This window comes from Treponema sp. OMZ 838 (assembly GCF_000775995.1).
GTDB lineage: Bacteria > Spirochaetota > Spirochaetia > Treponematales > Treponemataceae > Treponema.
Genome location: NZ_CP009227.1, coordinates 2,015,009 through 2,040,707 on the forward strand (window position 1 = coordinate 2,015,009; position 25,699 = coordinate 2,040,707).

The window sequence follows — 25,699 nt, forward strand, 5'->3', positions numbered from 1 at the left end:
TCTATTGCCGAGCAGTTGTTGACCGTTAGCGCCGTGCATTTTCTACGAAAGCTTTGTTCCGTTCGGCGTCGGCGCGCTGTTCGGCGCTTCCGCTCGTTTTGATAATGCGGTCGTAGGCGGCAATCGCTTTTTCATATTGACCGGTCATGTAATAGGCGCGTCCAAGGATGAATAAGGAATCCAGCGGCTTTTTTTCGCGGGCGGCAACCGGTTCCATGATCGTAATGGCATCCTCCGGCCGGTTCAATTCAAAAACATAGAGTACGGACAGTGCGTATACCGCCCGTGTATAGGTTGGATCAAGCTCTACGGCGCGTTTATAGGCTGAGACCGACAGGTCGAAATATGCTTGCCGTTCGCCGAGGCTCATATTGGGGTAATCGAGGGTGCTTTTTGCGATAATAGCGGCACATACGCCGATTTGATAAAACACATGCTGATTTTCGGGGAAGTATTCCAATGCATTGCGGAAGGATTCAATCGCTTTTTTGTACATCTTTTTATCCATGTACCGGCGGCCGAGTATTTTGTACCAAATGCCGACTCGCTGTTCCATAGTTAGGATTTCGTTGATCTTTCCCTGATACTTTTGTATGGCCGATTCCAATTCTTGTATAGAAGACGGATTCTTGACGCCCATCTCCATATCCTGCATTCGCCGAATAAAGGCATTGTCCTTACAGGCAGTAAAAAGGAAAAGAATTGAACACAACAGCCCCGCATACGGAACTTTTTTTGATTTCATGTACACCTTCTTTTATTCAGCGCCGCCACAGATGACGGTGGTTATATTTCATGAGTGATGACAAGGATGTTCATCACCCGTGAAATATTCTTATATATCTTTGTATGATTGTCAATATTACGGCAGCGGACTTCGGGCTGTGGATAAATGAGCCTTTTTTTCGGAATTCCGGGGCATAAAGGAAATTTGTATCTTTTGCTTAACTTTTTCTGTAAAATATTGCGGTTCTTTTTCCTTTTTACTATAATGAATCCTCAAAATAGGGAACCACTGGTTAATCCGAACGCGAATTAATCAACGCGCCCTTAATATACCCTTTCGGGTATAAAGGAGTTGTTTATGTCTGCTAAGGAAATACCGATTGAAGAAATCGCACTGCAAATTGTCCTTTCCGTCGGAATTATTATTATCGCTGCAAAGTATCTTGGTCTGCTTGCTAAAAAATTCAATATTCCGCAGGTTGCCGGCGAAATTGTTGCAGGGCTTTTCTTACGCTACCTGCCTTTTTTCCGTAATTTCGGCGGCGTCGAACCGAATATTATCTACGCTGGAACCAACCAATTTATCGAGTATATGTCAGAAATCGGCGTTATTCTGATTATGTTTTCCGCCGGATTGGGTACTAATTTAAAATCGCTTGTAAAATCCGGTATAAAATCAACCGTGATTGCTGCCTGCGGTGTTATCATACCATTGGTTTTAGGTACGGTTATGGCGTTGGGCTTTTGGGGTTTTGACGGCTTCGGGACACCGCTATTTTATCAAGCGCTATTCATCGGTACTATTTTAACGGCAACTTCGGTCAGTATTACCGTTGTTGCATTGAAAGAGCTGGGCAAGATAAATTCGGAAGTCGGGCAAACAATTATCAGCGCTGCAATTATTGATGATGTCTTTGGTATTATTGTATTAACGGTTGTGCTCGGCGCAAGTTCCGGTAAGAGCGATTACCTCGGACTTATCATAAAAACGGCAGCATTCTTTGGCGCTTCATTGGTCGTGGGGTACCTGATTTACCGAATTTTTAAATGGTATGATAACCGGCATCCGCATACCCACCGTATTTCGATTTACGGGTTGGGCGTTGCTTTAATTTTTGCCTATTGTACAGAACGCTTCTTCGGTATCGCTGATATCACCGGTGCGTATGTCGCAGGGGTTGTATTTTGCAATTTACATGATGCCTCTTATATGGAGAAAAAAATAGATATCAATTCATATATGTTTTTTAGTCCTCTCTTTTTTACTGCTATCGGACTTAAAACGGATTTAAGCGGACTGAATATGAGCTTAATATGGTTTTCGATCGCCTTTGTGCTTGTCGGTTGTATTGCAAAAATAATCGGCTGCGGCGGTTCGGCTTTGGCTTTGGGCTTTAAGCGACAGGAATCGCTCCAGATAGGGCTGGGAATGATGGTGCGCGGTGAGGTAGCCCTTATCGTAGCTCAAAAGGGACTTGCCGTCGGCATGGTTCAGGCTGAATATTTTGCACCGGTCATTTTGCTGATTATTGTTTCTTCCATGATTGTGCCTATTTTGCTTGGAAAAGCATTTTCGGAAAAGAATCTGCCTCCGGCAGGAACAGCCACCGTATAGCCGGAGCTCCGGATAGTATATGGATACGGCATTTTTCGATTCAAAAGCAGAGCAATGGGATGCACACCGCACGCGGGTGTTGAGGGCGGAAGAGATATATAGAAAAATTATCGCTGAGATATGCCCTCAGCCTTACAGCAAGGTGCTTGATTTCGGTTGCGGGACAGGCTTGCTCGGATTTCATTTTGTTGATTGTGCAGTTGAAGTAACGTTTGCCGACATCTCCGCCGGTATGCTCGAACAGGTGTGCAAAAAAGCTGCAACGCTTGGGAGCGGCAGTGTAAAGACCATCGATTTAACGGAGCATACCGTTACGGAAGCATACGATATTATTGTTTCACTGTTGGCGCTCTATCATGTTGACGATATAGAAAAAACGGTTTGCGGCTTGGCTTCACATGTTGCCGAGGGCGGATATCTCTGCCTTTCGGATCTCGATCTTGAAGATGGGAGTTTCCATTACCCCAATACGGCGCCTCATAACGGAATAGACCGTGATGCGGTTATGAATGCGGCTCGTAAGAGCGGTATTCACGTTATTTGTAACAAAACCGTATATACTGAGCAAAAGATTATCGATGGCGCCGTAAAAACATATCCTATTTTTTTAATCATTGGGATGCGGGACACTAACCGAAGATAGGCTATAGGGCGCGGCTGCTTATCGGCTTTCGTTCACAAAGACACGGGGAACACGCTTGTGGATACCGCAGGTGATTTCGTAGGGAATAGTGCCTGCAATGTCTGCCAGTGTTTGTGCGCTGTTGTCCTGAGGGTTGGGGCCGAATATGCACACCTCATCCCACCGTTGTACCCACGGGTGCGCGCCGAGGTCAACCATGCATTGATCCATACATATTCTACCGATAATCGGAAAGAATTCGTTGCCGATGCGTACTTTTAGTCCGGGCGAAAGTGCGCGGCGTAAACCGTCTGCATATCCGATCGGGAGGGTTGCGATATAGGTATCCTGAGGAGCTGTCCAGTTGCGCCCGTAGGAAACGCAGGTGCCCGCGCGTATCTGTTTTATCAGCACTACCTGCGTTACCAGTTCCATAACGGGTTTTACGTCGATAGCCGTTGCCGTATCCTGTAAGGGCAGGTAGCCATAGGCGAGGAGTCCGGGGCGAACCATATCAAACCGAGCTTCGGGCATCATCTGCACCGCGCCTGAGTTGGCGGCATGAACGAGCGGGATGTGTATGCCTGTCTGTCTGATTGCTTCGACGGCATCGCTAAAACGTTCCAGCTGATCTTTTGTAAAAGCGCGGTCGGATTCCGAATCGGAATCCGCAACGGCAAAGTGGGTTGCAACGCCTTGCAACCGTAAATTTTTTGCCCGCACAATTTGGGTCGCCAGTTTTACCGCTTCCGACGGCTTGCAGCCTATCCTGCTCATACCGGTATCTATTTTAAGATGTACCGCAACGGTTTTCTTTTGCGCATCGGCCGCGCGATTGAGTTCATTGATGAATTCCTCATCGATAACAAGCGGTTCCAGTTTATAGTCTATAATAGAATCTATTTCTTCCAAAATCGGCAGACTGAGCGAAATGATGGGGGCGACAATGCCAGCCTCTCGAAGCTCTATACCTTCCTGTACGGAAGCGACGGCAAGGTATGAAACTCCTGCTCTGATGGCTGCAATCGCTGTCCGTATGGCTCCGTGTCCGTAGGCATCAGCTTTAACCGGTAAACATATCTTTGTTTCCGGGGCAAGGGTTTGTTTGATTTGGGTAATGTTATGTTTCAGATTATCCAGATGGATAATCGCTTTTGTTGCACGCATGGGCGGCATTGTACTGCAAACGGCAAAGAATTGCAATTTATATTTTTGTCAACTGTGCTTAACCCTTGACATTATTTTTATGAGTGATATACTAACGGCATATTTGTAAGTTTTAGCTAATTAGTTGAGGGCTTTATGTATATTACACAGAATAAAAAACATGCCTTTGCCGCAATTTTGTTCGCTTTATCGTTCATATTTATTCCGGTTAGCGGACTGTATGCCGCAAACGACGAAGAGGTGCTGGATTCGTGGACAGGAATTGTAAAAAAGATGGAAGTGCACCTCAATAATGCCTACGATCTTTATACTCAAGGGAAATCCAAAGAAGCGTATGACGAAGTGAACGTCGCGTACTTTAGATTTTATGAATCTAAAGGGATGGAAAAGATAACGATGGGGTACCTTTCCGGTGCGCGTAAGACAACGGTAGAAAATGCGTTTTACGAATACCGCCGGAACGTCTACAGCGATAAAGATAATGAGATGGTAAAAGCGCATAAAGATAAGCTTATTGCAATGCTTTACCATGATGCAGCCGAGCTTGACGGCACGTTGGACGAAAGCGGCAGCGAGACTGCAAATACCGCTCAATCGGCAGTTGTTGCAACGTTTATTTCCTGTTTTGTATTGGTACTCCGCGAAGGCTTGGAAGCAATCCTTGTTATCGCCGCTATTATCGCCTATCTTGTAAAAACGGGGAAAAAGAAATATATCATGTCGGTATATGTCGGTGCGTTGGGCGGTATCTTGGTAAGTATTCTGTTGGCCTTTTTGTTCGGCGCTGTTGCCGGTGCACAGAGCGGCATCGCTCAGGAAGTTTTTGAAGGCATCGGTATGTTTGTCGCAGTTATCGTGTTGTTCTATGTCAGTAACTGGATGCTTTCAAAGTCCGAAACCGAAGCATGGGAGCGGTACATTCATAAGAAGGTTGAAGCATCGGTTTCTACCGGAAATAAATGGGTCTTAATTTTCGCGGCCTTTATTGCAGTTGCGCGTGAAGGCGCCGAGCTTATTCTCTTTTTCCAGGGCGTTCCCGTTCATGGAACGAGCGGCAGGAATGCAATGATCTTGGCGATTGTGCTGTCAGCGGTTGTTTTGATTGCGGTGTTCCTAGTATTTAGGTTCTTAACCGTGCGGTTGCCATTAAAGCCTTTCTTCTTGGTTACCAGTATATTGATGTATGCGATGTGCTTTTCGTTTACCGGAAAAGGTGTGTCGGAACTGCAAGCTGCCGGTGTTGTCAATAAGACCGTTATTCCGTGGATGAGTTTTGAAATGGACTTCCTCGGTATTTATGCAACGTATGAAAGTCTCATCCCGCAGATTATCGTGCTTGCGGTGATTATCACAATGTCTGTTGTGTATGCAAAAAAGAATAAACAACAGCGTGCTCAAATTGAAGCTGAAAAGGCGAGGATTGGGCAAAAGTAAAAAAATATAGGGCGATCTCAAAAGCAAAGTTTTTGAGATCGCCGATGACAACTGCTTTTGGGCTGCCGGATTGTGGAAAATAACTGGTGTCCTACAAGGCTGTAATGAATGTGAAACAAAAAGAAAATAAAGATATATTATTTAGGAGGATAGTTTCAAAATGAAGAAAACAGTATCTTTTCTTTTTGCACTGATTGCAATCGCTTTTGTGCTTGCATCATGTGACAAACCTGCGCAAAAGCAGGAAATGGCAAAACCTGCCGCAGAGCAAAAAGCTGCGGCTCCTGCACCGACTGCAGAAGAGGCAGCAGGTTTTGATGAGTTCCCAATCGGGGACGAACAGGATGTTGGTCCGCTCCACATCGGTGGCGTTTACTTCCAGCCGGTTGACATGGAACCTGCCGGAAACAGCCTTTCCAAGAACGAAGCTGACTGCCACATCGAAGCGGATATCCACGCAAATGATGAGGGTAAGGTGCTTGGTTACGGCGTAGGCGACTTTGTTCCGTATCTTCATGTTAAGGCTTATGTTCAAAAGCAAGGCTCGAGCAAAGTGCAGGAAGTTGCATTTATGCCGATGAATGCCGATGACGGCCCCCACTACGGTGCAAACATGAAGTTCGAAGAAGGTCTCGGCAAATACAATGTCAAATTCGAAATCAAAGCTCCGGGTAACGATTACCTGTTGCACGTTGACAAAGAAACCGGTGTTACCGGCCGTTTCTGGACGGAACCGCTCGTTGTCGAATGGAAAGATTTTGAATGGAAAGGACCTCAGTGGTAAACAGTATGCAGTTTTAAGGCGGTGCCGGTTCATTTAAATAGTTAATCGGTATGCCTTACAATCAACCTGTTTGGAAACTTCCGTTTCGGGACAGGTTGTCTTGGAAACTGCTTTGCCACACTAAGCGGTAACCGTTATTCTTTCTCTTTGCAAGATACTCCTATTAAAAGGTATATTTTGGGAAGGAGTGGCGGTTACCGCCGGTTTTTTCTTGGAGGTGTATCATCTTAAAATTTTATATAAGAGTTTTTGAAGCAGGTATCGCCTTTGCATTGGTGTTAGCCGTTGTATTTGCTTCATTTAAAACTCAAGAGTCCGAGAGAACGGAAGAATCCCAAAAAAAAACGGCTTGTTGTTTTAATAAGTATGCTGCTGGGCTTTGCCGGCAGTATTGTTTCAGCAATTCTTAGATCAATTCCCAACTATATAAATAGAACACGTTTCGCTTTTTGGTGCATGGTTCCTGTTACCATCGCACTTCTCTTTTTACTCATCCTGCTTTTTATTTCACCCAATCTTAAACGAAAGATAGCACATATATATGAAAATCTTTTTAGTGCGGTAATTTTCTTATATGCAGCTTCGATGCTGTTTTACTATCTTCCCGTTATTATCATGCTGGCAACCACATTGGTAAATTACGGCGAGAGCGCAGTAAGTACGATTGTCTTATTCAGACTGATAGGCTATGTACTCGGTATTGTGTGTATGCTGTGCGCCGGTTTAGCGATCTATAAAACGTTGATTAAATTATCGGCCATAGAACTCAAGGTATCGGTTGCCGGAGCGCTTTGCATTTTTGGTGTTACGCAGGTGGTTGTTATTTTACAGCGCCTCTATTCGTTGGGGATTATTCCTCGCAACGACTTTATCTTTGCATTCATTGCCGCGGTCGTAAACCACGGAAATTTCTTTACCTTTGCAATTATCCTATTCATTATGATTCCGCCGATTATCCTCTGGCGGAAGAACCGGACAATTACGGAAACATATCACAACAATGCGGAACTGCGGAAACTGAAAGCGCAAAAGCGCAACGCACGCCGGTGGGCGAAATTTTCGCTGGTCTTGCTGATCGGTTCGGTTTTATCTCTGTCTGTGTTGCGGCACTATGTCGACCGAGAAGTTCCGCTTTCGCCGCCGGAAAATTATACGATTGCCGACGGTATGGCGATGATTCCTATTTCGGAATTGGAAGATGATAAGCTGCACCGGTATGCGTATACTTCGGAGCAGGGGATTGAAGTCCGGTTTATTGCCATTAAAAAGAGCGAAGGCTCTTATGGCGTAGGACTTGATGCGTGCGATATCTGCGGTCCTACCGGATATTTTGAACGGAACGGGGAGGTTATCTGTAAACTCTGCGATGTCGTGATGAACAAGGGAACTATCGGCTTCCCGGGCGGATGTAACCCTGTGCCGGTTGCGTATATCATCCACGATGAAAAGATCAAGATAAAGATAGCCGATCTTGAAGCGGAAGCGCACCGCTTTAAATAGGAATATCCAGATGGAGGTTCGATAGCAATTATGTTTTGGAGAATGATAGCCGGTTCCCTCTTCCGTCAGAAAGGGAAGATGGCGATGATTGCGTTTACCATTGCGCTGGGTGCGAGTCTTTCAAGCGCAATGCTCAATACGATGCTCGGAGTAGGGGATAAGGTAAATCAGGAGCTGAAAACCTACGGAGCGAATATCAATGTCGTGCATAAAGAGGCCTCGCTTCTCGATGATATTTACGGAGTAGAGTCGGGGAGTACCAAAAAGTATTTACGCGAGGATGAGCTGTATAAAATTAAGACTATATTTTGGGCGTACAATGTTGTTGACTATGCTCCGTTTTTAAACGTGTCCGTTGAATATAAGGGCCAAAATAAGCCCGTCCGTCTGACCGGTACATGGTTCGATTATAAAATAGACTTGCACACCGGACAGGAAGTTATTACCGGTATCCGGCGGATGCGAACGTGGTGGGAAGTAACCGGTGCATGGGCTTCCGATACCGATGATTCCAGCTGTATGATCGGCAGCCTTTTTGCGGGGCGTAATGCCATTCATGTCGGTGATGTAATCGAAGTAACAGGCCCTGCCGGAACCGCATCGTTGACTGTTTCCGGTATATTCAATTCGGGCAGCAACGAGGATGAGTACATCTTTACGACTATTCACACGGCGCAGCGCCTGTTAGGAAAAACCGATGTATGTGAAAGCATCGAAGTAAGCGCCCTTACGACGCCCGATAACGACCTCGCACGAAAGGCCGCGCGGAACCCTTTGAGTTTAACCATCAAAGAGATGGAGGTATGGTACTGCACTGCGTATGTCAGCAGTATCTGCTATCAGATTCAGGAAGTGATTACCGATGCCGTTGCAAAACCGGTGCGGCAGGTTGCCGAATCCGAAGGGGCGATTTTAAATAAGACCACGCTGCTGATGCTCTTAATAACGGTGTTAAGTTTGCTCGCTTCCGCATTGGGAATTTCCAACCTTGTAACGGCAAGCGTGATGGACAGACGCGCGGAAATCGGTTTAAAGAAAGCGATCGGCGCGAGCAACACGGCGGTTACCGTATCGGTACTGACGGAGATTATGATTATCGGATTAATCGGCGGAACAATCGGCTACTTTGCAGGTTTGGGTCTGACGCAGATTATCGGACGGAGCGTATTCGGTTCGGCTATTCCTCCCGCACCGATGGTGATTCCGATTGTCGTGCTTATCATCTTCCTTATTACCCTGCTCGGCAGTCTGCCTTCGGTACGGTATTTGCTTAAACTCAACCCTACGGAGGTGCTGCATGGAAAATAAAATGCACGCCGAAAGCGGAAAGAGCGGATACGGGAGTGAACTATTATGACAAGAAATAGAATGTATTTAAAGATGATTACAAGTTCGCTGATACGTCGCCGGTCGCGGATGCTTGTCGCGTTGTTGGCAATCGCAATCGGTTCTACGGTGCTGTCGGGCTTACTGACTATTTACTATGATATTCCGCGTCAGATGGGGACGGTATTCCGCTCATACGGCGCAAATGTGATATTCCTTCCGGCGGAAAGCGAATCCAAGATTACGCAGGAGCAAATCGACGCTATTAAGCAGGTAATCGATTCTGAGAAGCTGGTCGGGTTTGCGCCGTATATTTATCAGTCGGCAAAGGTAAACGAACAGCCGTACATGATTGCCGCGACGGATTTAGAAAATGCACGGAATAACAGTCCGTATTGGCTTATCCGCGGGGACTGGCCGCACAATAAAAAGGAAGTGCTGATCGGGCACGAAATAAGCCGCAATATCGAATTGTCGGTCGGCGATACCTTTATCGTCAATACGCCGAAGGCAAACGGCGATGTTACCGTCAACGAATGTACGGTGTCGGGTATTGTTACCACCGGCGGTGTAGAAGAAGAATTTATCTTTATGAGCCTTGAGGACATCAAAGGTATTATCGGGTACGATGATCAGTTTGATGTTATCGAATGCAGCATCGACGGCAATCAGGAATACCTTAAATCGATAGCCGATATGGTGTCGAAGCAGGTGAACGGTATTACGCCGCGGCTTGTAAAACGTGTAACGGAATCTCAGGATGTAGTTTTGAGCAAGCTGCAAGCACTCGTGTGGATTGTTACCATCATTGTGTTGTTCTTAACGATGATCTGCGTAACGACGACGATGATGGCGGTTGTCGCAGAACGCAGAAAAGAAATCGGCCTTAAAAAAGCGCTCGGTGCTTCGAACAGCAGTGTTGTGAAAGACTTTATGGGCGAAGCGGTGATGCTCGGTTTGATCGGCGGTATCTTGGGCGTGGTATTAGGCTATGTGTTTGCGGATAACGTGAGTATCAGTGTATTCGCCCGCGAGGTTTCGTTTCCGGTGCAGCTTGCGCCGTTTACGGTAATCGCCTCGATTATCATCACAATTGTTTCCTGTTTATTCCCGGTACGCGCCACGGTAGACATCGACCCCGCTTTGGTTTTACGCGGGGAGTAGCAAAGGAGGATTATATGGATATTTTAACATTGAGCGGAATTTCAAAGATTTACGGCGACTTAAAAGCCTTAGACAACATAAACTTAAACGTAGAAGAAGGCGAGTGGCTGTCGATTATGGGACCGTCCGGTTCCGGTAAAACGACGCTGATGAACATCATCGGCTGTATGGATAAGCCGTCGCTCGGCAAGATTGAGCTTGCGGGGCAGGATATTTCAAAATTATCCTCGAAGGAATTAACGGTCGTACGGCGGGATACCATCGGCTTGGTCTTTCAGCAATTCCACCTCGTCAACTATCTTACCGCGCTTGAAAACGTGATGATGGCGCAGTATTACCACAGTATGCCCGATGAAGAAGAGGCGATGGAAGCGCTTGCGAGCGTCGGCTTAAAGGAGCGGGCAAAGCACTTACCCAATCAGCTTTCGGGCGGAGAGCAGCAGCGTGTGTGTATTGCCCGCGCGCTCATCAATCACCCTAAGCTCCTGCTTGCGGACGAACCGACCGGCAACCTCGATGAAAAAAACGAGCGGTTGGTTATGGAGATTTTTGAAAAGCTGCACAATACCGGCAGTACCATTATCGTCGTTACCCACGACCCTGAGGTTGCCGATCAGGCGGAACGGATGGTCGTACTTGAGCACGGAAAAATCGCGCGTATCGAAAAGATGAGCAGAACACGGCCTGTGCTGCAAAAATAATATGTGCAGGGAAAAACACATCAGAGGTTTTTTAGTCCCACGCAAAATAAATAGGCTGTTCAACCAGAGTTTCGCCGCTATGCGACTCAAATGGTCTCACATCCTATTTATTTTGCGATTTTGATTTCTTTGTCTGATGTGTCTTTCCCTTTTTCTAGCATAAATTGCACGAAATTTTAAAGAAAACTTCATACAAGAAGGAGTAAAAAATGGAAAAAATAACTTTGCGTATATTCACAATTACATTGGCACTTGCGGCGTTTTGCTTCGCAGGGTGTAGTAAAAATGAAGGGACTGCGCAGCAGGCCGGACAATCGGCACAAGCTGTACAACCTACGGTACGGTATAAGGACGGCGTTTACAAAGCGGTTTCCGGTATTAAAGACGATTGGGGCGGAAATGCCGAGGTAACGATAACCGTTAAAGACGGTAAAATTACCGACTGTGAATTTCTATCCTACGAGAAGGACGGAACGCTGAAAGGCGAGGACTACGGCAAAACCGACGGAGTGATTAAGAATGCCGGTTTATACAAAATTGCGCAGAACGCAATTAAGAATGCCGAAAAGTATGGTCCGAAACTGGTTGAAACGCAGCAGCTTGATAAAGTGGATGCGATTGCCGGAGCGACTGTATCTTATGAACTGTTTGAGAACGTAGTCGGTATTGCGCTTAAACAGGCGAAGGCGGAGTAGTAACGATGGCAGTTTCCGAACCGGTCAAAAAATTAACGGTTATCGAACTTGCGAAACAGAACCTTAAACGCAAGCCGTTTAGGACGGTGAGTTTGATTGTGCTTACCGCGGTGCTGGCGTTCAGTCTTTTTGCAGGCAGCTTTTTGGTCAAGAGTCTGAACGGCGGAATGCAGTCGCTGTCGAACCGGCTGGGTGCAGACATCATTGTCGTGCCGCAGGGGTATGATTCAAAAATCGAAAGCGCACTGCTGCGGGGTGAGCCGAACAGCTTTTACTTTAAGTCCGAGGTCGTAGACCGCCTTAAAAAAATTGAAGGGGTTGACCTTGCTTCTCCGCAGCTTTTTATCGCAACCCTTTCCGCCGGATGCTGTTCGTTTCCGTTGCAGGTAATCGGTATCGACTTTGATTCCGATTTTAATATCAAGCCGTGGCTCGAAAGACAGATTCGGTTACCGCTTACCGATAACCAGATTGTCGTGGGCAGTAACATCGTCGGGGATACGCATTCCGAGGTTAAGTTTTTTAATCAGCCTTTTGTGATTACGGGGCGGCTCGCAAAAACCGGTATGGGCTTCGACAATTCCGTGTTTATGACGATTGAAAATGCAAAGCGGCTTGCAAAAGAATATGAGCGAATTATGGAACATCCGGTTGCGCACGACGAGGATCTTATTTCCAGCGTTATGGTGCGGATAAAGCCGAATGCTGATGTCAAAACAGTCGCTCAGCGCATCCTCACTGAGTTTGAAGGCGAACAGATTTATCCTCTTATTTCCAAGCGGATGATGACCAATATTTCCGCAAGTATCGCAAACCTCAATGTGTATATTTATGTGCTGCTTGCACTGCTCTGGCTGTTGTCGTTCATTGTACTTGCGGTGTCGTTTTCTTCGATATTCCATGAGCGGAAAGCAGAATTCGGAATGCTGCGGATTATCGGCGGTACAAAGAAAAAACTTGCACAGCTTGCTTCTGCCGAGGCGTTTATCATCAGTGCATCAGGTGCGGGAATCGGAACGGGGATGTCCTGCTTAATTGTTCTCTTGTTTAATCAGGCAATTATCGCCGGTCTTAAAATGCCCTTTCTTACGCCGCCGGTTTTGTGGATACTGTTGTGCGCCCTTTTAACCTTATCGGCTATTTCGGTTATCGGCCCGCTTGCTGCGCTTAAAACCATTCACGGATTTACCAAGCAAGAGCCTGCGTTACAGCTGCAAGGATAGGGATTATCTATCCGTTCCAACATTCCGCAACTGCCGGTTTTGATAATCCGCCATAATTCCGTGCAGTTGCAATTTTGCAGGAAAACACTGTCATGGCTGATGATAATGAGTGCGCATGATATTTTTGCAAGGGCAGTTTCGAGAAGTCTAGCAGAAAGAATATCCAAGTGATTGGTCGGTTCGTCCAAAATAAGAACTTTGAGCGGTTTTGACATTGCAAGTGCAATCATGAGCTTGCGGAGTTCGCCGGGACTGATCCGCTTGCTGTCAGTAAAGGTAAGCAGCGCTTTGGGATTCGATCCCATGCGGTACACCGTAGAAAGAATTTCACTTCGCAGTTCTTTATCGAGCGAGAAGAAGTGTGCTAACACTGCTTGTTCTTCTGCTTTCGGAATTTCCTGCGGCAGATAAAATGAAAGACTTTCTCCATCGCTTTTCTTTTGCAGATCAGCTTCCCGTATCCGGTTTAATATTGTATGTGCAAGCAATGTCTTTCCTGTTCCGTTGGCTCCCGTCAAGGCAATGCGTGACTGCTTTTGCACCGTCAATTCGGGAATCTGCAAGGTATAACTGCCATCTTCTCCTGCACTGATGATTTGCGGCGGCAGGTGTATGAGTACCTTCGGAATGAACACAGACGTATCTGCTTGCGCCGGTGAAAACCCTTCCTTACGGTTCAGCGGTTTTGCTTGAGTATCGCGGCGTTTTTCGGCTTGTTCACGGCGGCTGTCAAAACATTTTTTTACGGTGCCCGGCGTACGGTCTTTACCGGTAACAATGGCAAGGCGGATTTTTTGTGCTGCATCGTGGTCTTTGCCGCCGTACACATTCCTCAGGCGGTTCTTAGAATGTTCTGCCTCGCGCTGCCACATATCGGAAAGTGCTTTTGCTTTTGAAACCCCTGCATCAGCTTTATGCCATTCCGAAAGGCAGGAAGCTCGCTCTGTGTCCCAAAGTTCAAGCGCTGTACTTACATTCGCAGCATAGAGCTTACCTCTGATTGAATCGGCTCCGTCTGCGAACGCTGCCGCTTCCCGATATAAGTAGAAGGTAGCGGTACATAATGAATCGGCAAAGGCGCGGTCATGACTGACAATGAGCCCTGTGCCGGTAAACAGTTTTAAGGCATTTATAATGAGCTCTTTTGAAACGGCATCCAAGTGATTGGTCGGTTCGTCAAGCAGCAGAACCGAAGGACGCTCCGCTAAAGCACAGGCAATTTGCAGCCGCTTCTTTTCTCCGCCCGAAAGCGTTTCCCAGCGTTCAAGCTGTTTTGCCGTAATATTAAGCAGCGAGAAAAAGCGACGCACTTCGTTATCCGCATCCCAGAACAATGTATACGCAGTATCGGGCAGTTCCGTACTGTTTTGCGCACAGTATACTGCCGATTCGCATTTAATTATCCCTGAAAGCGGCGGAAGCATCCCTGCGATTAATTTGAGTAATGTCGTTTTTCCGCAGCCGTTTGCACCGGTAATACATGTCCAATGGGATGCTCCCCCAAGCGCTGCGGAGAATCCGTCGAATAATATCTCCGCAGAATCCGGATATGAAAAAGAAACATTTTGTAATGTTATCATGTATGCTGTATTCCTTCATTCAATGAGTAATTATCGTATTATAAATTATTTCTCGCCCTTCTCCGATACGGCTTTTGCCACATCGTCTATCAATTTTGAAAAATCAATTGCGTTTTTCGGGCTGATGACCGGCTTACCGGTTTCTGTTTCGATTTCTTTTCGTGTACGTCCTGCAATGTTGCCGCCCCGTTGTGCTATTTTTTTGTTTCATTTTCGGCGCCGGTAATTCATCATACATTGCATTAAACAAGCCCGTTATAAATGCTTTGTCATCAACTTCGTCTACTAAAAGCATTTCTTTTGCGCCTTGATACGGCAATTCGTAGGAAGCGTTCGGCATATACGCAATTGCTGACGGAACCGCTTTTACCAGTAAGCGGTCATCGTAGATACCGCCCACAATTTTATCTCGATAGTAAATGATAAATTCTCCCATCATTGCGCGATAGCGTATGTCTTGCAATTCCGATAACTGCTCCAGAATGAAGTCTAAATATGTTTTACTCGATGCCATAATTATCCTTTAGTTATGATTTTTCTCCCAAGCCGTTTCTCCAATCTCCACTGAGGCGGAACTCCATCATCGCCCCAATATTCATCCATCGCAATGATTTTATCATCTTTTAATTTTATAAACGATACCACATGAAAAGAACTTGTTCTATCAACACTGTATACGTTGACAGCGGTGATGATTAAATCATCGATTTGTTCTATTCTTTCGATTGTTCCGTTCCATGTTCCCGGATACTCGCAATTTGCTTGTATGTATTCTTCAACTGTGAAATGCTCATTGGTACAATGCCAGTTGATATATGCGGAATCGGAAAAGTAAGTGCGCAATTGTTCGGCATCCTGTTTTAATACTGCATTCAAAAAATCTTGTATGTTCATAACCAGCCTCAAAGTTAGATATTCAATTCCATTTCAATACATTCCCATGCGCAATCCGGCATCATATAGGTTATAACTTTTTCTGTTGGTTGAAAACCGGTGGCTTCATAACAATGCCGTGCACGCTCATTATTCGTAAACACTCCCAATGTTATTTTTGAAGCATACAAAACGGTCTTTGCATATTCTATTGCAAGCTCTACCATTTTCTTTCCGCTTCCCTTTCCCCTGCTTTCAGGCGAAAGTATAATAAACCCGAATCGCACGAGCGTTTTATCGTCTTTATTTGGATATCGGATAAACAAATGACCGATTACGCTGCATCCGTCAATGGCACAAAGAGGAATGATAGGCTGTGTACCGTTCATCGAACCATAGTATTCATTTAACTCATTGCCATTCAGTGGAAACCGCCCTATTCTGTCGGCAGACCATTGATAAAGCTGCTTTGCATCCTGAATCCAGCTGCAAATGATTTTTGAATCTTGCGCTTCATATTTTCTTAATACCATGATCACCTCAATAATATTTTTTTATAAACGACACAACGGATCCTTCTTATTTCACCGCACGTGTTGCAATAAACGATGGGATATGCAATTCGTGCAAGCGTCCTTCTCCGTTCGTGTCTTCGTATATATCGGTGAGCGTGAAACCTGCGCGCAGTTGTCCGCCGATTTGTTCGCTTACTGTATGAGAAAATTGCCATCCACAGTCCGCTTCTTCAAGCTGTTTTCGGTGCGCTTCGTAAACGAGCGGATTAAACGGAAGTGCGTTGATAATTTTCTCTTCTTTTTGATCGACAATATAATTGATACCGGTATCAAGTCCGCACAGTAACACACCGCCTTTTTTGAGTATCCGGAAACATTCGGCAAACACCGGTTCAACTTTTTCGATATAGCAGTTGCTTACCGGATGGAAAATAATATCGAAGGATGCATCGGCAAAGGGCAGCGGTTTTGACATATCTGCACGTATAATGTTAATTCGATAGCCTTCACGCTCGGCAACAATTCGCTCAGATTCAAGCTGTTTTTCAGAGTAGTCAAGTATCGTGCATTCCGCTCCGGCTGCGGTAAAAATCGGCATTTGCTGCCCGCCTCCCGACGCAAGTCCTAACAGCTTTTTTCCTTTTAAATCACCGAACCATTTACGCGGTACCGCTTTTGTCGGCGTCAATACTACAGACCATTGTCCGTTTTGTGCATTGATATACGTTTCGTGATCAACGGGCTTACCCCATTCCCAGCCTTCTGTAATCCAACGGTCGATCACCGCCGCATTTGCGTCCTGATAATTTTGATGTGTGTTCATAAAATGCTCCATATTAATCTATTCCTCAATTTTATGCTTGCTCAATACAGCGAATAAAATAACAATGCAATATCCAATGATTGCAGGTAATCCGCTTTCTATGCCAAATGTACCGCCTGTTATCCACATATTTTCGCTGCGAATGACGTAGGATACTAAGGGAGTAGTATTCGGTTTTACTGAAATACCGATAATACCGAGAATGAAAAAATTCCATACTCCATGTATTACTATTGAGTTGTTTACCGTATCTTTTGCATATGTAACGGATGAGAACATTACACCGACTGTTATACCGGCAAGTAACAATTGCAGGATATCGATTATGCTCATGCTGCCTGATATATGAAGAAGGGCAAATAATGCAGACGGTACAAATGCGGAAACTTTTTTATTCCATCGTATTTCTACCAACTTCATTATATATCCGCGGAAAAGTATTTCTTCGCAAACTCCTGCAGATAATCCTATACTGACAGCAAAGCATATCTTTTCATATATCTTTATGTTATTAACCGATAATGTACCGCTTAGAAAAAAATAATAAAATCCTATAACACAACCGGGTAAAATAATTGAAATAAGAATAAATAATTTTGACGGTTTTACATTATTTATCCGGAAAAAATCCAATCGTTTTTTTAACCCTTTCCGGATATAGAGCGATATCAACAAGAGAAAAAATAGAATATTAAAACAACAGTTTATGATGATAATAATACTATGAACAGTAATAATATTCGACAAAACGTTTGATAATATTGCTGCAGCAATATTTGCAATAATAAACAGAATAATGCCGATAACACAATGTGCTATGGTCTTTAGACCAAAACGATCATCTTCAATAGTAATAAATGAGTTCCACATAAAACATTCCTTTGAAATACAGCAGTTGAGAGAATATCAATTCTCGAAAAATGATGCATTGATGCACGAAAAGTGCACATACAATCTGTGATGTTTGCCGCAAGGTAAACTCATCGGTTAACTTCGGCATCCTTAGACGGAAACACCTATATAACTTGCCAAATAGGGTTTCATACAGGAATCGCCGGAAAGAAGATAAATCAGGGCATTTGTATCAGCCATGTAGTCAATTCCACTCATCTCGCATTTCCTTTTGCATTCTAAGAGCATCATGCTGTATTTTTATACTGCCAAAATATTTTGATAAATCTTGTTGCGAATGTTTTTCGACATTTTGTTTGTATCGATATAAAATATACTGGACATAATTTTCTATATCTGCAAGATATTCCCGCGGCACTGTTTTTATTTGCTCAAAAAAAGTTTCGTACATAATGACCTCCATTACTAAAATGATTTATCTTAATTATACTTAAAAACATTCTTTTCGCTATCTTTCAGTCCGAATATTCAATTTGCTTACAATTTTTTCTTCTCTTTCGTTTCTCAAATCTCCACTGAGGCGGAACTCCGTCATTGCTTCTCATAAACAAAACATTTCACTATGTCTAAATTTTTTATGTGCATCGGTTTTTGAACGGGATAGCGCCGTGCTAATATGCTCAGCATTGTCCGCATCTGAAATCCGTGACCTACAATCACCGCATTTTTGTTTTCCATTAAAGACATCAATGCTTCGACTTCATGTTCGACCATCCGCTTTGTTCTTTCCTGCCGCGGATTGTTGCGAAACCACTGCACCCGTCCCCAGAATAGCCATCGCCAGAGCGAAAGCGGCTTATCAGAATCTCGATACGGATAAATCGGTATTTCCGAAAGCTCCGGCAACCGCATCGGTGTTTTATCAGGAAAGAGCAGTGCTGCCGTGTCAATACTTCTTTTTAAGGTACTCGTATAAAGTTCAAAATGCTCCGGCAATTCATCTCTGATAGACCGAAGCTGTGAATCGTTGATCCGTTCTATCGGTGCTTCATCATACTCAGCCTGTGCCTGAGCAAAGCCCTCGGCCGTATATTTCTTTTCCCAATTAAAAAGCACGTGTGCATGCCGTATCAAAATAAGCATTATGGTGCATACCTCATGTGTTCCCGCTACAGTGTGCTTTGTGTGTGTTGAGGATCAATCTTTGTGCAACACTACCGGAGATAGCCAGTGTAACAGAATATGCTCTGTTAGAATCTATTAGAACGAGATAATGATGGTATGAAAAAGAGAGTAAAGAGTCAATAATGGATGATAGGACATCTCTAAAAACGATTCCGGTTTGGCAAACGGACAACTTAATGCATTTCCCTACAGAATAAGACGAGATAGACTTGCGGGTTTTAGAGGTTCCCGAATGGTTGACAACACCCTATTTTATAGGGTATATTGTAAAGTGTAAGATGAAAAGGGAATTTATAGAAACTCCATCGTTTACGAAAAAATGGTTTGCACTAGGATTTACTGATGATGATTTAGCTGAATTACAGCAATTCCTTCTTAAAAATCCGGAGGCAGGCGATATAATGGTTGGAACAGGCGGTTTGAAAAAATCCGTTTTGCTTTTCAGGGCAGAGGTAAAAGCGGAAGTTCCAGAGTTTGCTATGTTGATTTTGCAACTTTTGCAAAAACATATCTGATTTAAGTATTTTCAAAAGAAGAACAATCAAACCTAACCGATGCGGAAAAAAATGCAGTTAAAAAAGTTATCGGTATTTTAAAAATAGAAGCTGCAAGGAATTGGAGGAAAGAACATGAGTGAATTTTTTGATAGTCTAATGACTGGCTTAAATGAAGCAGTGGCTATTGAACGGGGGGAATTAAAAGGTCGTAAAACCGTATATGAAATTCAACCTATAAAAAAATATAATAATATTGAAATAAAACACATAAGAAATTCCGTTGGGATGACACAGGTTTTGTTTGCAAATTACATGGGTGTTTCACTCAAGACGGTAGAAGCATGGGAAAAAGGAACAAACCGCCCAACCGGTACCGCATGCCGTTTAATCAGTATGCTGGAAAATAAAACATTTGAAACACTGCCTTTTGTAAAAAGGATAGCAAATGCGTAATCAACACTTCGGTGCATCTTGCGATAGTTTGTACAATACGCAGTAACCTATCGCAAAAAAGCTTAACCGTGAAATGCTCATTAGTACAATGCCAGTTGATATATGCCGAATCGGAAAAGTAAGTGCGTAAGCGCTCGGCATCCTGTTTTAATACTGCGTTCAAAAAATCTTGTATGTTCATAGTTTTACCTTTCTTGTAGCGTTTTGTTTATAAAGGAAATAATTGCTTCTTCAAGCTGTGCAATACCCGGCTGTTCAATCGGAAAATGCCCCGCGTTTTTAAGCGTGCATAGTTGTTTTGGACTCCGTACGCGATCAAAAAAAAGGCGGCTTATCCATTCGGGTGTCCAGCGATCTTTTTCAGGATGACAAAGCAAAAGCGGAATTTCAAATGCTTCAGGCTCTACGGCAGGAATGCTTTCCATCATCGAACATAACAAACCAAGATGCACGGAAGATCCTGCTCCCCTTTTATCCTGCAGCAACAAAGAAAGTACCCGGTCGTTGTTGACGATTGCTTTCATATTCGTTATCGCCTTTACCGGAATTTTTAAGTGCCTTATCTGCTTCGGTATAAAACGTAAAAGCAGCAAAGCGATACGCGCCTGCAATTTGTTTTTTGCCGAATAGTTACGCACCGGCTTTAAGCGATTATCTAACAGGGTGGTAACGATGACGCCGGAAACACCATGAGCCAAGCAGGCAACGTTGTATGCGAGCATGCCTCCTGCACTCAAACCCAGTACAAAAATCTTTTTGGAGCGCTGTAATTCCTGTCGTACAATGTGCACACCGGTGTCGATCCATGTTTTATAAGACGGTATGCCCTCGTATTCGGTATAGCTGTACCCCGGCAAATCCGGACAGACAACCTTATAGCCGCGCTTTGCCAGAGGAGCTGCAATAAACGACAGGAGCCGGCCGTTCCCGCCGACACCGTGGAACAGCACGAGCGTAACACCGTTGTTGCTATGTTCGTTGTATACGTCGAGATGGATGTTCGTTCTGTCGAATGTGCTGAACATTTCGGAAGGAGCGCATGAAATGCTTATCCTGTTGCGTTCGGGTAAAAACGCTTGAAGTTTTTGCCATGTTTCATCGTTTGTATACATGCAGCGCTCCTTCATTCGTGTGGAGACTTTACTACCTACAATCTTTTTTATGCAGATAGACAAATAGAACAATTATAAACGACACGGATTGGGCAATTGCAATTCTTAAAAATATCAATTCATCACACCCCGTAGAAGAAACAATATGAAAAATATTAATGATTGTATTATTTACAAAGTGATCACCCATTGCCATATAAATAGAGCCGGTCAATTTTGTTAATAAAGCAAATTTAAATCCGATAAATCCGGAAGCAGTAACCAACAGAATAATATTTACATACATACCTTCAATACTGCTGCTGCCGTCAAAATAGTTTCTTACAGGTCCGATAAAATGCCATAATCCAAACAAAACAGAAGTAATAAGCACAGATACAAAAAATGTATGATTTTTCTCAAGCATTTTTGTAAACAGGCCTCTGAATATCCCTTCTTCCATAATCACATTAATGATATTCCCGATAATACAAATTACAAAAAAGAGTAGTGAAGTTTGATTTCCTATATTTTTATCTACAGAATAAGAACTGACATATAATTGTAATGATTGAAAATTTTTATTTGAAACAGCTATAACAATCTCTATACTATAAGCTAATACATATATACAAATTCCAAACAGCAATCCCATCAATGTATATTTTACAGCTCTATTTTTATTAAATCCGATATCTTGCACTTTAAAGTTATATAATTTAGCTGCTATGAATAAAACAACTATCCCTAAAAGTTTGTGTAAAAATGCCTCTCCCCAAAATGTTTGATCCGTACGAATAATAAAATACTCTATAAATCGGAATATAAAGCACAATATATAAATCACGAGTACGGCAAACAAGGGTTTATAGATTTTTGTCATCTCTTATTTTCTCCCATGATTTCTTCATCTTCATTCTTATCGGCAATGACAGTTAATCTGCCTTTCCATGATGATAGTGTTAATCTCTTTTTCAGAGTGCTCCTCCCCTATGGCTGATTCATCTAGTTATACAGGATACTATCCTCGTGCCCTGCTCAACAAGTCGGTAAGTGTTTCCTTAATAAGATCTTTCCCCGCAAAATAGGTTCCTTGAATGGCCGAACTGCTTCCACCGCCGCGGCCGTTGAGCTGTTGGTTTAATGTTTTTATGTGCAGTTTTAAATCGATTGCATTACTCACGATGACGTAATTGTATGCTGTCGGTTGCACTTCTTCCGAGTCAACTGAAACCGCTGATAATGCTGCACAGGTGTGCATTTTTCCTGTTGCTAAAAGCAGATTGCAGAACGAGCGTAGATATTCGATACTGAGATTATCTTCAAAATAAAGAGGTGCACCCTCAGTATCTGCCGCCGACTCCGCTTTCTGTTTTAGATATTTTTCAGTCATCTCGTGCAGCTGCTGCTGGAGCTTTGCTTTTTCGGCATTTAATTTTTCCACCGCATCCTGCACTTCGGATGGCTTTGCCGATAAGCAGCGGGAGATAGCCCGTACTTGTGCCATCTCTTGTTCGTATGCAAGAACTGCCTTTCTGCCGCAGAGCACTTCCAAACGGACGCCCTTTTTTCGGTTCGTAAAGTTGAGAATCTTAATCAAACCGATCTCGCCGGTTGCAGTAACATGTGTGCCGCAGCAGGCGCAGGCATCAAGTCCCGGAATGGTGATAATGCGTACGGTACCCGACAGTTCTTTCTTGCTGCGGTATTGCATTGTCTTACGTTCTTCATCGTTTGGAAAGCTTTCTTGTATTGGAAGATTTGCACGGACAATTTCATTGGCACGCTGTTCTGCATCGAGTACCTGCTCGTCAGTCAACGGACCGCTAAAGTCGATGGTGATAAAACTTTCTCCCATGTGGAAACCGACATTTTCGTACCCGTAGGTTTGTGCGAGGATGCCGGTAAGGATATGCTCGCCCGAATGTCCTTGCATATTGTCGCAACGGTTTACCCAGTCCAATACGCCGTGAATCTTTGTTCCGGCATCAAGTTCTCCATCGGCAATATGAACGATACGTTCACCTGCAAATTGCGTATCAGATATTCGGATAGTACGCTCAGGCTGTCCTTCCGCAACAAGGCTGCCCCTGTCGCCGGGCTGTCCGCCCCCTTCGGGATAAAATGCCGTATCCGACAGTTCTATCTCATACCCTCTCTCGGTTTTTGAACAAGCGGTTACCGTTGCATCGAATTCTCTGATATACGGTTTCTGGTAGTACAGTGCGTTAAAGTTTTCCATAAATGTTCCTTGTGTCGAATAAGTTGATTATACTCCGATACGGCAATAAATCCAATCATCTTTTATCTGTCGAATATAAGGTAAACGCTTAAAACTATCTGATGCGGTCACCTTCCGTTTGCACAAAATTTTGCATAAAATTTTGTGCTATTTTTTTTAAGAAGGATAAACGCATCAGGTAGAGTAGATAAAAAGCGCAGAAGCAATGGGGTTGTGAGACCATTTGAACCGCGAAGAGGTTCAACTCTGGTTGAACAACCCCATTGCTTCTGCGGGGTTACTAAAAAACGGCATGATGCGTTTATCCTGATATCGAATATGTATTGTCATCCCTGCTAAACTCAGATATAGTGAACATATTATTGTAGACGAAGTAGCCTCTAAAGCGAGCAAAGTTGTTAGAGAGGTACTCGGTATGCGGAGGTATTTCTCTTTATGCGGGAAAAGAAAAGTTTTTCTATTCGTAAGAAGCTGCTTATCATTTTCGGAACGTTGATTACGGTAGCCGGTGTTATACAAGGTTCGTTGGCGCGGTATACTGCGCAACAAGCCCTTACTGCGCGGGTCAATGCGCATCTTATCGACAAAGTAAACGATATAGCCTTGTTTATTACGAGCGATATTAAAGGGGACTTCAGTTTCTTAAGCGGTTTTATGCGTAATCCGGCAATAAAGGATCCTTCAGTGTCTTTTACGGAAAAAACGCGAATTGTACGTGACGATATCGGATATGCCGACACTCTCAGTTTTTTTAATATATGCGATACCAAGGGAAACAGCTATTATGCCGACGGTACGGTTGGCTTTGTCGGGGACACGGATTGGTATAAGAGCGCGGTGAGCGGAGTTCCTTTTATCAGCGAGCCTCATATTTCAACACTTACTAAAAAACTGGAAGTTATTTTGGCTGTTCCGATGTTAGATAGCGAGGATAATGTTATCGCTGTTTTGGGTGCAGGACTGGGAGGAACTGTTATTTGTGATACCATATCGGAAATCAAAATCGGTAAAACGGGAAATTGCCATATTTTAGGAATGGACGGAACAACTATTGCCCATAAGGATACATCAATTGTTGAAGCGCAACAAAATACAATGGAACTGGCAAAGACTGACCGCTCCTTCGCATCCATCGCAGAGTTTCAGCGGCAAGCGGTTTCGGATTCTTCCGACGGTATCGGTTATTATACTTACAACGGTAAAAAGCATATTGCAGCTTATACGAAAATGCCGGATACGGAATGGACAATTATTATTGCTGCTCCGGCGGAAGAGTTTCTTGGCGCAATTACGGATTTTCGTAAAATGATCATTATCATCGGTATTATTATTCTTGTGGTAACATTGACAATTATATTTTTTATTGCGGCAAAGATGGTCGCTCCCGTTCAGACAGCGGTTAATGCACTGAAAGATATTTCGCAAGGGGAGGGTGATTTGACCGTGCAGCTTCCTCTTATCGGTAATGATGAGGTAACGCGGCTATCGGAATATTTTAATGAGACGATTAAAAAGATTCGTTCTTCCATACAATCCATCGATAGCAATGCCGGAATAATGCGATCGATTGGTGATGAACTGGCTCAGAATATGACCGAGACAGCTCAAGCTGTCCATAAGATAAATGAAAATATCGACGGTGTAAAACAGCAAGCATTGACGCAGACTGCAAGTGTCGGAGAAACGGCTGCAACGGTTGAAGAAATTATCAAAACGATACGTCAATTAAATACCCGCATAGAAAGCCAGTCGGCAAGTGTGTCCGTTTCTTCTTCCGCTATAGAAGAGATGGTTGCCAATATCGCATCGATTACCGATACGCTTGAAAAGACGGACGGGGTTATTAAAACACTCGCAGAAGCGACTGCGGACGGACGAGAGATTATCGTGAATACCGGCAGCGTTACTCAGAAAATTGCGGAGGAGTCTGGCAGCTTGATGGAAGCTTCAAGTGTCATTCAACACATCGCATCTCAAACGAACTTACTTGCAATGAATGCCGCTATCGAAGCAGCTCATGCCGGTGAGGCTGGAAAGGGGTTTGCGGTTGTTGCGGACGAAATCCGCAAACTTGCAGAAGATTCCGCTGCGCAGGGTAAGACGATTACCGCTACGCTTAAAACTTTGAGTGCGGAAATCGAAGGGCTTTCTACTTCTTCAAAAGTTGCCGGTGAAAAATTTGCTACTATTTTTACGCTTTCCGATCAGGTAAAAAATATGAGTACCCGTTTAACCGAGTCGATGAGAGAGCAGGAAAACGGAAGCCGCGAAGTATTGGAGGCTATTAAGAATATTAGTGAGGTAACCGTTGAAATAGAAGACGGTTCAGGCGATATGCTCAAAGGCGGAGAAGGGGTTGCACACGAAATGAAAAAACTCGACGGGCTGACCAACACAATCGCTGCGAGTATGAAAGAAATGGCGGCTGCAGCAGTGCAAATCAATAATGCAATTCAAGGTGTAAAAGAAATCACCAATAAAAACAAACGAAGTATTGAAAATTTAGCACAGGAAGTGTCTAAGTTTAAAATATAGAAGAGAAACTTTAGAGCATTTGAAAAAACTCGGGTAGCTTTTAAAGATTCTATGCATATTTCCTCTTGAGTAATTATGCAGCATAATTACTCAAGA

26 protein-coding genes are annotated in these 25,699 nt (G+C 43.9%); 13 read left to right on the forward strand and 13 right to left on the reverse strand.

Annotated elements, in window-relative coordinates:
- Window positions 1-25 precede the first annotated feature (25 nt).
- Window positions 26-745, reverse strand: a complete 720-nt coding sequence (locus QI63_RS09195) for a tetratricopeptide repeat protein (protein WP_044015761.1) — start codon at window positions 743-745, stop codon at window positions 26-28.
- Window positions 746-1,084: 339 nt separating this feature from the next.
- On the opposite strand from QI63_RS09195, the gene QI63_RS09200 reads away from it, so the two are divergent.
- Window positions 1,085-2,341 (forward strand): cation:proton antiporter, encoded by a 1,257-nt coding sequence (locus QI63_RS09200; protein WP_044015763.1) that lies wholly within the window; start codon window positions 1,085-1,087, stop codon window positions 2,339-2,341.
- A 19-nt stretch (window positions 2,342-2,360) separates the two neighbouring features.
- The gene (locus tag QI63_RS09205; RefSeq protein ID WP_044015765.1) at window positions 2,361-2,984 is read left to right on the forward strand and encodes a class I SAM-dependent DNA methyltransferase; all 624 of its coding nucleotides are present in this window, start codon (window positions 2,361-2,363) and stop codon (window positions 2,982-2,984) included.
- Between the two features lie 18 nt (window positions 2,985-3,002).
- Here QI63_RS09205 and alr read toward each other — a convergent pair whose 3' ends face one another.
- The gene (gene alr, locus QI63_RS09210; protein WP_044017261.1) at window positions 3,003-4,130 is read right to left on the reverse strand and encodes an alanine racemase; all 1,128 of its coding nucleotides are present in this window, start codon (window positions 4,128-4,130) and stop codon (window positions 3,003-3,005) included.
- Between the two features lie 135 nt (window positions 4,131-4,265).
- Between alr and QI63_RS09215 the strand changes: the two genes are divergently transcribed.
- The 8 genes from QI63_RS09215 (at window position 4,266) to QI63_RS09250 (ending at window position 12,957) form a co-directional block, all read left to right on the forward strand.
- The gene (locus QI63_RS09215) at window positions 4,266-5,564 is read left to right on the forward strand and encodes an FTR1 family iron permease (protein ID WP_044015767.1); all 1,299 of its coding nucleotides are present in this window, start codon (window positions 4,266-4,268) and stop codon (window positions 5,562-5,564) included.
- 160 nt (window positions 5,565-5,724) lie between these two features.
- Window positions 5,725-6,348 carry an iron transporter gene (locus tag QI63_RS09220; RefSeq protein ID WP_044015769.1) on the forward strand — a complete coding sequence of 208 codons (624 nt, stop codon included), beginning with the start codon at window positions 5,725-5,727 and terminating at the stop codon, window positions 6,346-6,348.
- A 291-nt stretch (window positions 6,349-6,639) separates the two neighbouring features.
- A complete protein-coding gene (locus QI63_RS09225; RefSeq protein ID WP_235619677.1) occupies window positions 6,640-7,848 on the forward strand; it encodes a Fe-S-containing protein in 1,209 nt (402 codons plus the stop codon).
- A 30-nt stretch (window positions 7,849-7,878) separates the two neighbouring features.
- On the forward strand, window positions 7,879-9,156 hold the full coding sequence (locus tag QI63_RS09230) for an ABC transporter permease (protein WP_044015771.1): 1,278 nt from the start codon (window positions 7,879-7,881) through the stop codon (window positions 9,154-9,156).
- Between the two features lie 45 nt (window positions 9,157-9,201).
- Window positions 9,202-10,338, forward strand: coding sequence for an ABC transporter permease (locus tag QI63_RS09235; RefSeq protein WP_044015773.1), 1,137 nt, complete (start codon window positions 9,202-9,204; stop codon window positions 10,336-10,338).
- Window positions 10,339-10,352: 14 nt separating this feature from the next.
- Complete coding sequence (locus QI63_RS09240; protein WP_044015775.1) at window positions 10,353-11,039, forward strand: ABC transporter ATP-binding protein; 687 nt, start codon at window positions 10,353-10,355, stop codon at window positions 11,037-11,039.
- A 209-nt stretch (window positions 11,040-11,248) separates the two neighbouring features.
- Window positions 11,249-11,734, forward strand: a complete 486-nt coding sequence (locus QI63_RS09245) for an FMN-binding protein (RefSeq protein ID WP_044015777.1) — start codon at window positions 11,249-11,251, stop codon at window positions 11,732-11,734.
- A 5-nt stretch (window positions 11,735-11,739) separates the two neighbouring features.
- On the forward strand, window positions 11,740-12,957 hold the full coding sequence (locus QI63_RS09250) for an ABC transporter permease (RefSeq protein WP_044015779.1): 1,218 nt from the start codon (window positions 11,740-11,742) through the stop codon (window positions 12,955-12,957).
- Here the strand turns inward: QI63_RS09250 and QI63_RS09255 are convergent.
- The 8 genes from QI63_RS09255 to QI63_RS09290 form a co-directional block, all read right to left on the reverse strand.
- Complete coding sequence (locus tag QI63_RS09255) at window positions 12,912-14,537, reverse strand: ATP-binding cassette domain-containing protein (RefSeq protein ID WP_044015782.1); 1,626 nt, start codon at window positions 14,535-14,537, stop codon at window positions 12,912-12,914. The two genes, QI63_RS09250 and QI63_RS09255, sit on opposite strands and share 46 nt — an antisense overlap.
- Before the next feature lie 133 nt (window positions 14,538-14,670).
- On the reverse strand, window positions 14,671-15,051 hold the full coding sequence (locus QI63_RS09260; protein WP_052185533.1) for a TfoX/Sxy family protein: 381 nt from the start codon (window positions 15,049-15,051) through the stop codon (window positions 14,671-14,673).
- Window positions 15,052-15,053: 2 nt separating this feature from the next.
- The gene (locus tag QI63_RS09265) at window positions 15,054-15,431 is read right to left on the reverse strand and encodes a nuclear transport factor 2-like protein (RefSeq protein WP_044015784.1); all 378 of its coding nucleotides are present in this window, start codon (window positions 15,429-15,431) and stop codon (window positions 15,054-15,056) included.
- 14 nt (window positions 15,432-15,445) lie between these two features.
- Window positions 15,446-15,943 (reverse strand): GNAT family N-acetyltransferase, encoded by a 498-nt coding sequence (locus QI63_RS09270; RefSeq protein WP_044015786.1) that lies wholly within the window; start codon window positions 15,941-15,943, stop codon window positions 15,446-15,448.
- Window positions 15,944-15,989: 46 nt separating this feature from the next.
- On the reverse strand, window positions 15,990-16,748 hold the full coding sequence (locus QI63_RS09275) for a class I SAM-dependent methyltransferase (protein WP_044017269.1): 759 nt from the start codon (window positions 16,746-16,748) through the stop codon (window positions 15,990-15,992).
- An 18-nt stretch (window positions 16,749-16,766) separates the two neighbouring features.
- The gene (locus QI63_RS09280) at window positions 16,767-17,618 is read right to left on the reverse strand and encodes a CPBP family intramembrane glutamic endopeptidase (RefSeq protein WP_052185534.1); all 852 of its coding nucleotides are present in this window, start codon (window positions 17,616-17,618) and stop codon (window positions 16,767-16,769) included.
- 226 nt (window positions 17,619-17,844) lie between these two features.
- Window positions 17,845-18,051, reverse strand: a complete 207-nt coding sequence (locus QI63_RS09285; RefSeq protein WP_235619678.1) for a hypothetical protein — start codon at window positions 18,049-18,051, stop codon at window positions 17,845-17,847.
- Window positions 18,052-18,191: 140 nt separating this feature from the next.
- Entirely contained in the window at window positions 18,192-18,743 is a 552-nt protein-coding gene (locus QI63_RS09290; RefSeq protein WP_044015788.1) for a histidine phosphatase family protein, read from the reverse strand.
- Between the two features lie 320 nt (window positions 18,744-19,063).
- Between QI63_RS09290 and QI63_RS09295 the strand changes: the two genes are divergently transcribed.
- The gene (locus QI63_RS09295; protein ID WP_235619679.1) at window positions 19,064-19,300 is read left to right on the forward strand and encodes a hypothetical protein; all 237 of its coding nucleotides are present in this window, start codon (window positions 19,064-19,066) and stop codon (window positions 19,298-19,300) included.
- A gap of 114 nt (window positions 19,301-19,414) precedes the next feature.
- The gene (locus tag QI63_RS09300) at window positions 19,415-19,735 is read left to right on the forward strand and encodes a helix-turn-helix domain-containing protein (RefSeq protein WP_044015790.1); all 321 of its coding nucleotides are present in this window, start codon (window positions 19,415-19,417) and stop codon (window positions 19,733-19,735) included.
- A 185-nt stretch (window positions 19,736-19,920) separates the two neighbouring features.
- Here QI63_RS09300 and QI63_RS09305 read toward each other — a convergent pair whose 3' ends face one another.
- The 3 genes from QI63_RS09305 to QI63_RS09315 all read right to left on the reverse strand — a co-directional run bounded on the left by QI63_RS09305 (window position 19,921) and on the right by QI63_RS09315 (window position 23,068).
- Complete coding sequence (locus tag QI63_RS09305) at window positions 19,921-20,847, reverse strand: alpha/beta hydrolase (RefSeq protein WP_044015792.1); 927 nt, start codon at window positions 20,845-20,847, stop codon at window positions 19,921-19,923.
- A gap of 31 nt (window positions 20,848-20,878) precedes the next feature.
- A complete protein-coding gene (locus QI63_RS09310; RefSeq protein WP_044015794.1) occupies window positions 20,879-21,709 on the reverse strand; it encodes a CPBP family intramembrane glutamic endopeptidase in 831 nt (276 codons plus the stop codon).
- A 138-nt stretch (window positions 21,710-21,847) separates the two neighbouring features.
- Window positions 21,848-23,068: an alanyl-tRNA editing protein gene (locus QI63_RS09315; protein ID WP_044015795.1), complete on the reverse strand. Its 1,221-nt coding sequence runs from the start codon at window positions 23,066-23,068 to the stop codon at window positions 21,848-21,850.
- Window positions 23,069-23,503: 435 nt separating this feature from the next.
- Here QI63_RS09315 and QI63_RS09320 point away from each other — a divergent pair, with 435 nt between their 5' ends.
- Complete coding sequence (locus QI63_RS09320; protein WP_044015797.1) at window positions 23,504-25,603, forward strand: methyl-accepting chemotaxis protein; 2,100 nt, start codon at window positions 23,504-23,506, stop codon at window positions 25,601-25,603.
- Window positions 25,604-25,699: the final 96 nt, after the last annotated feature.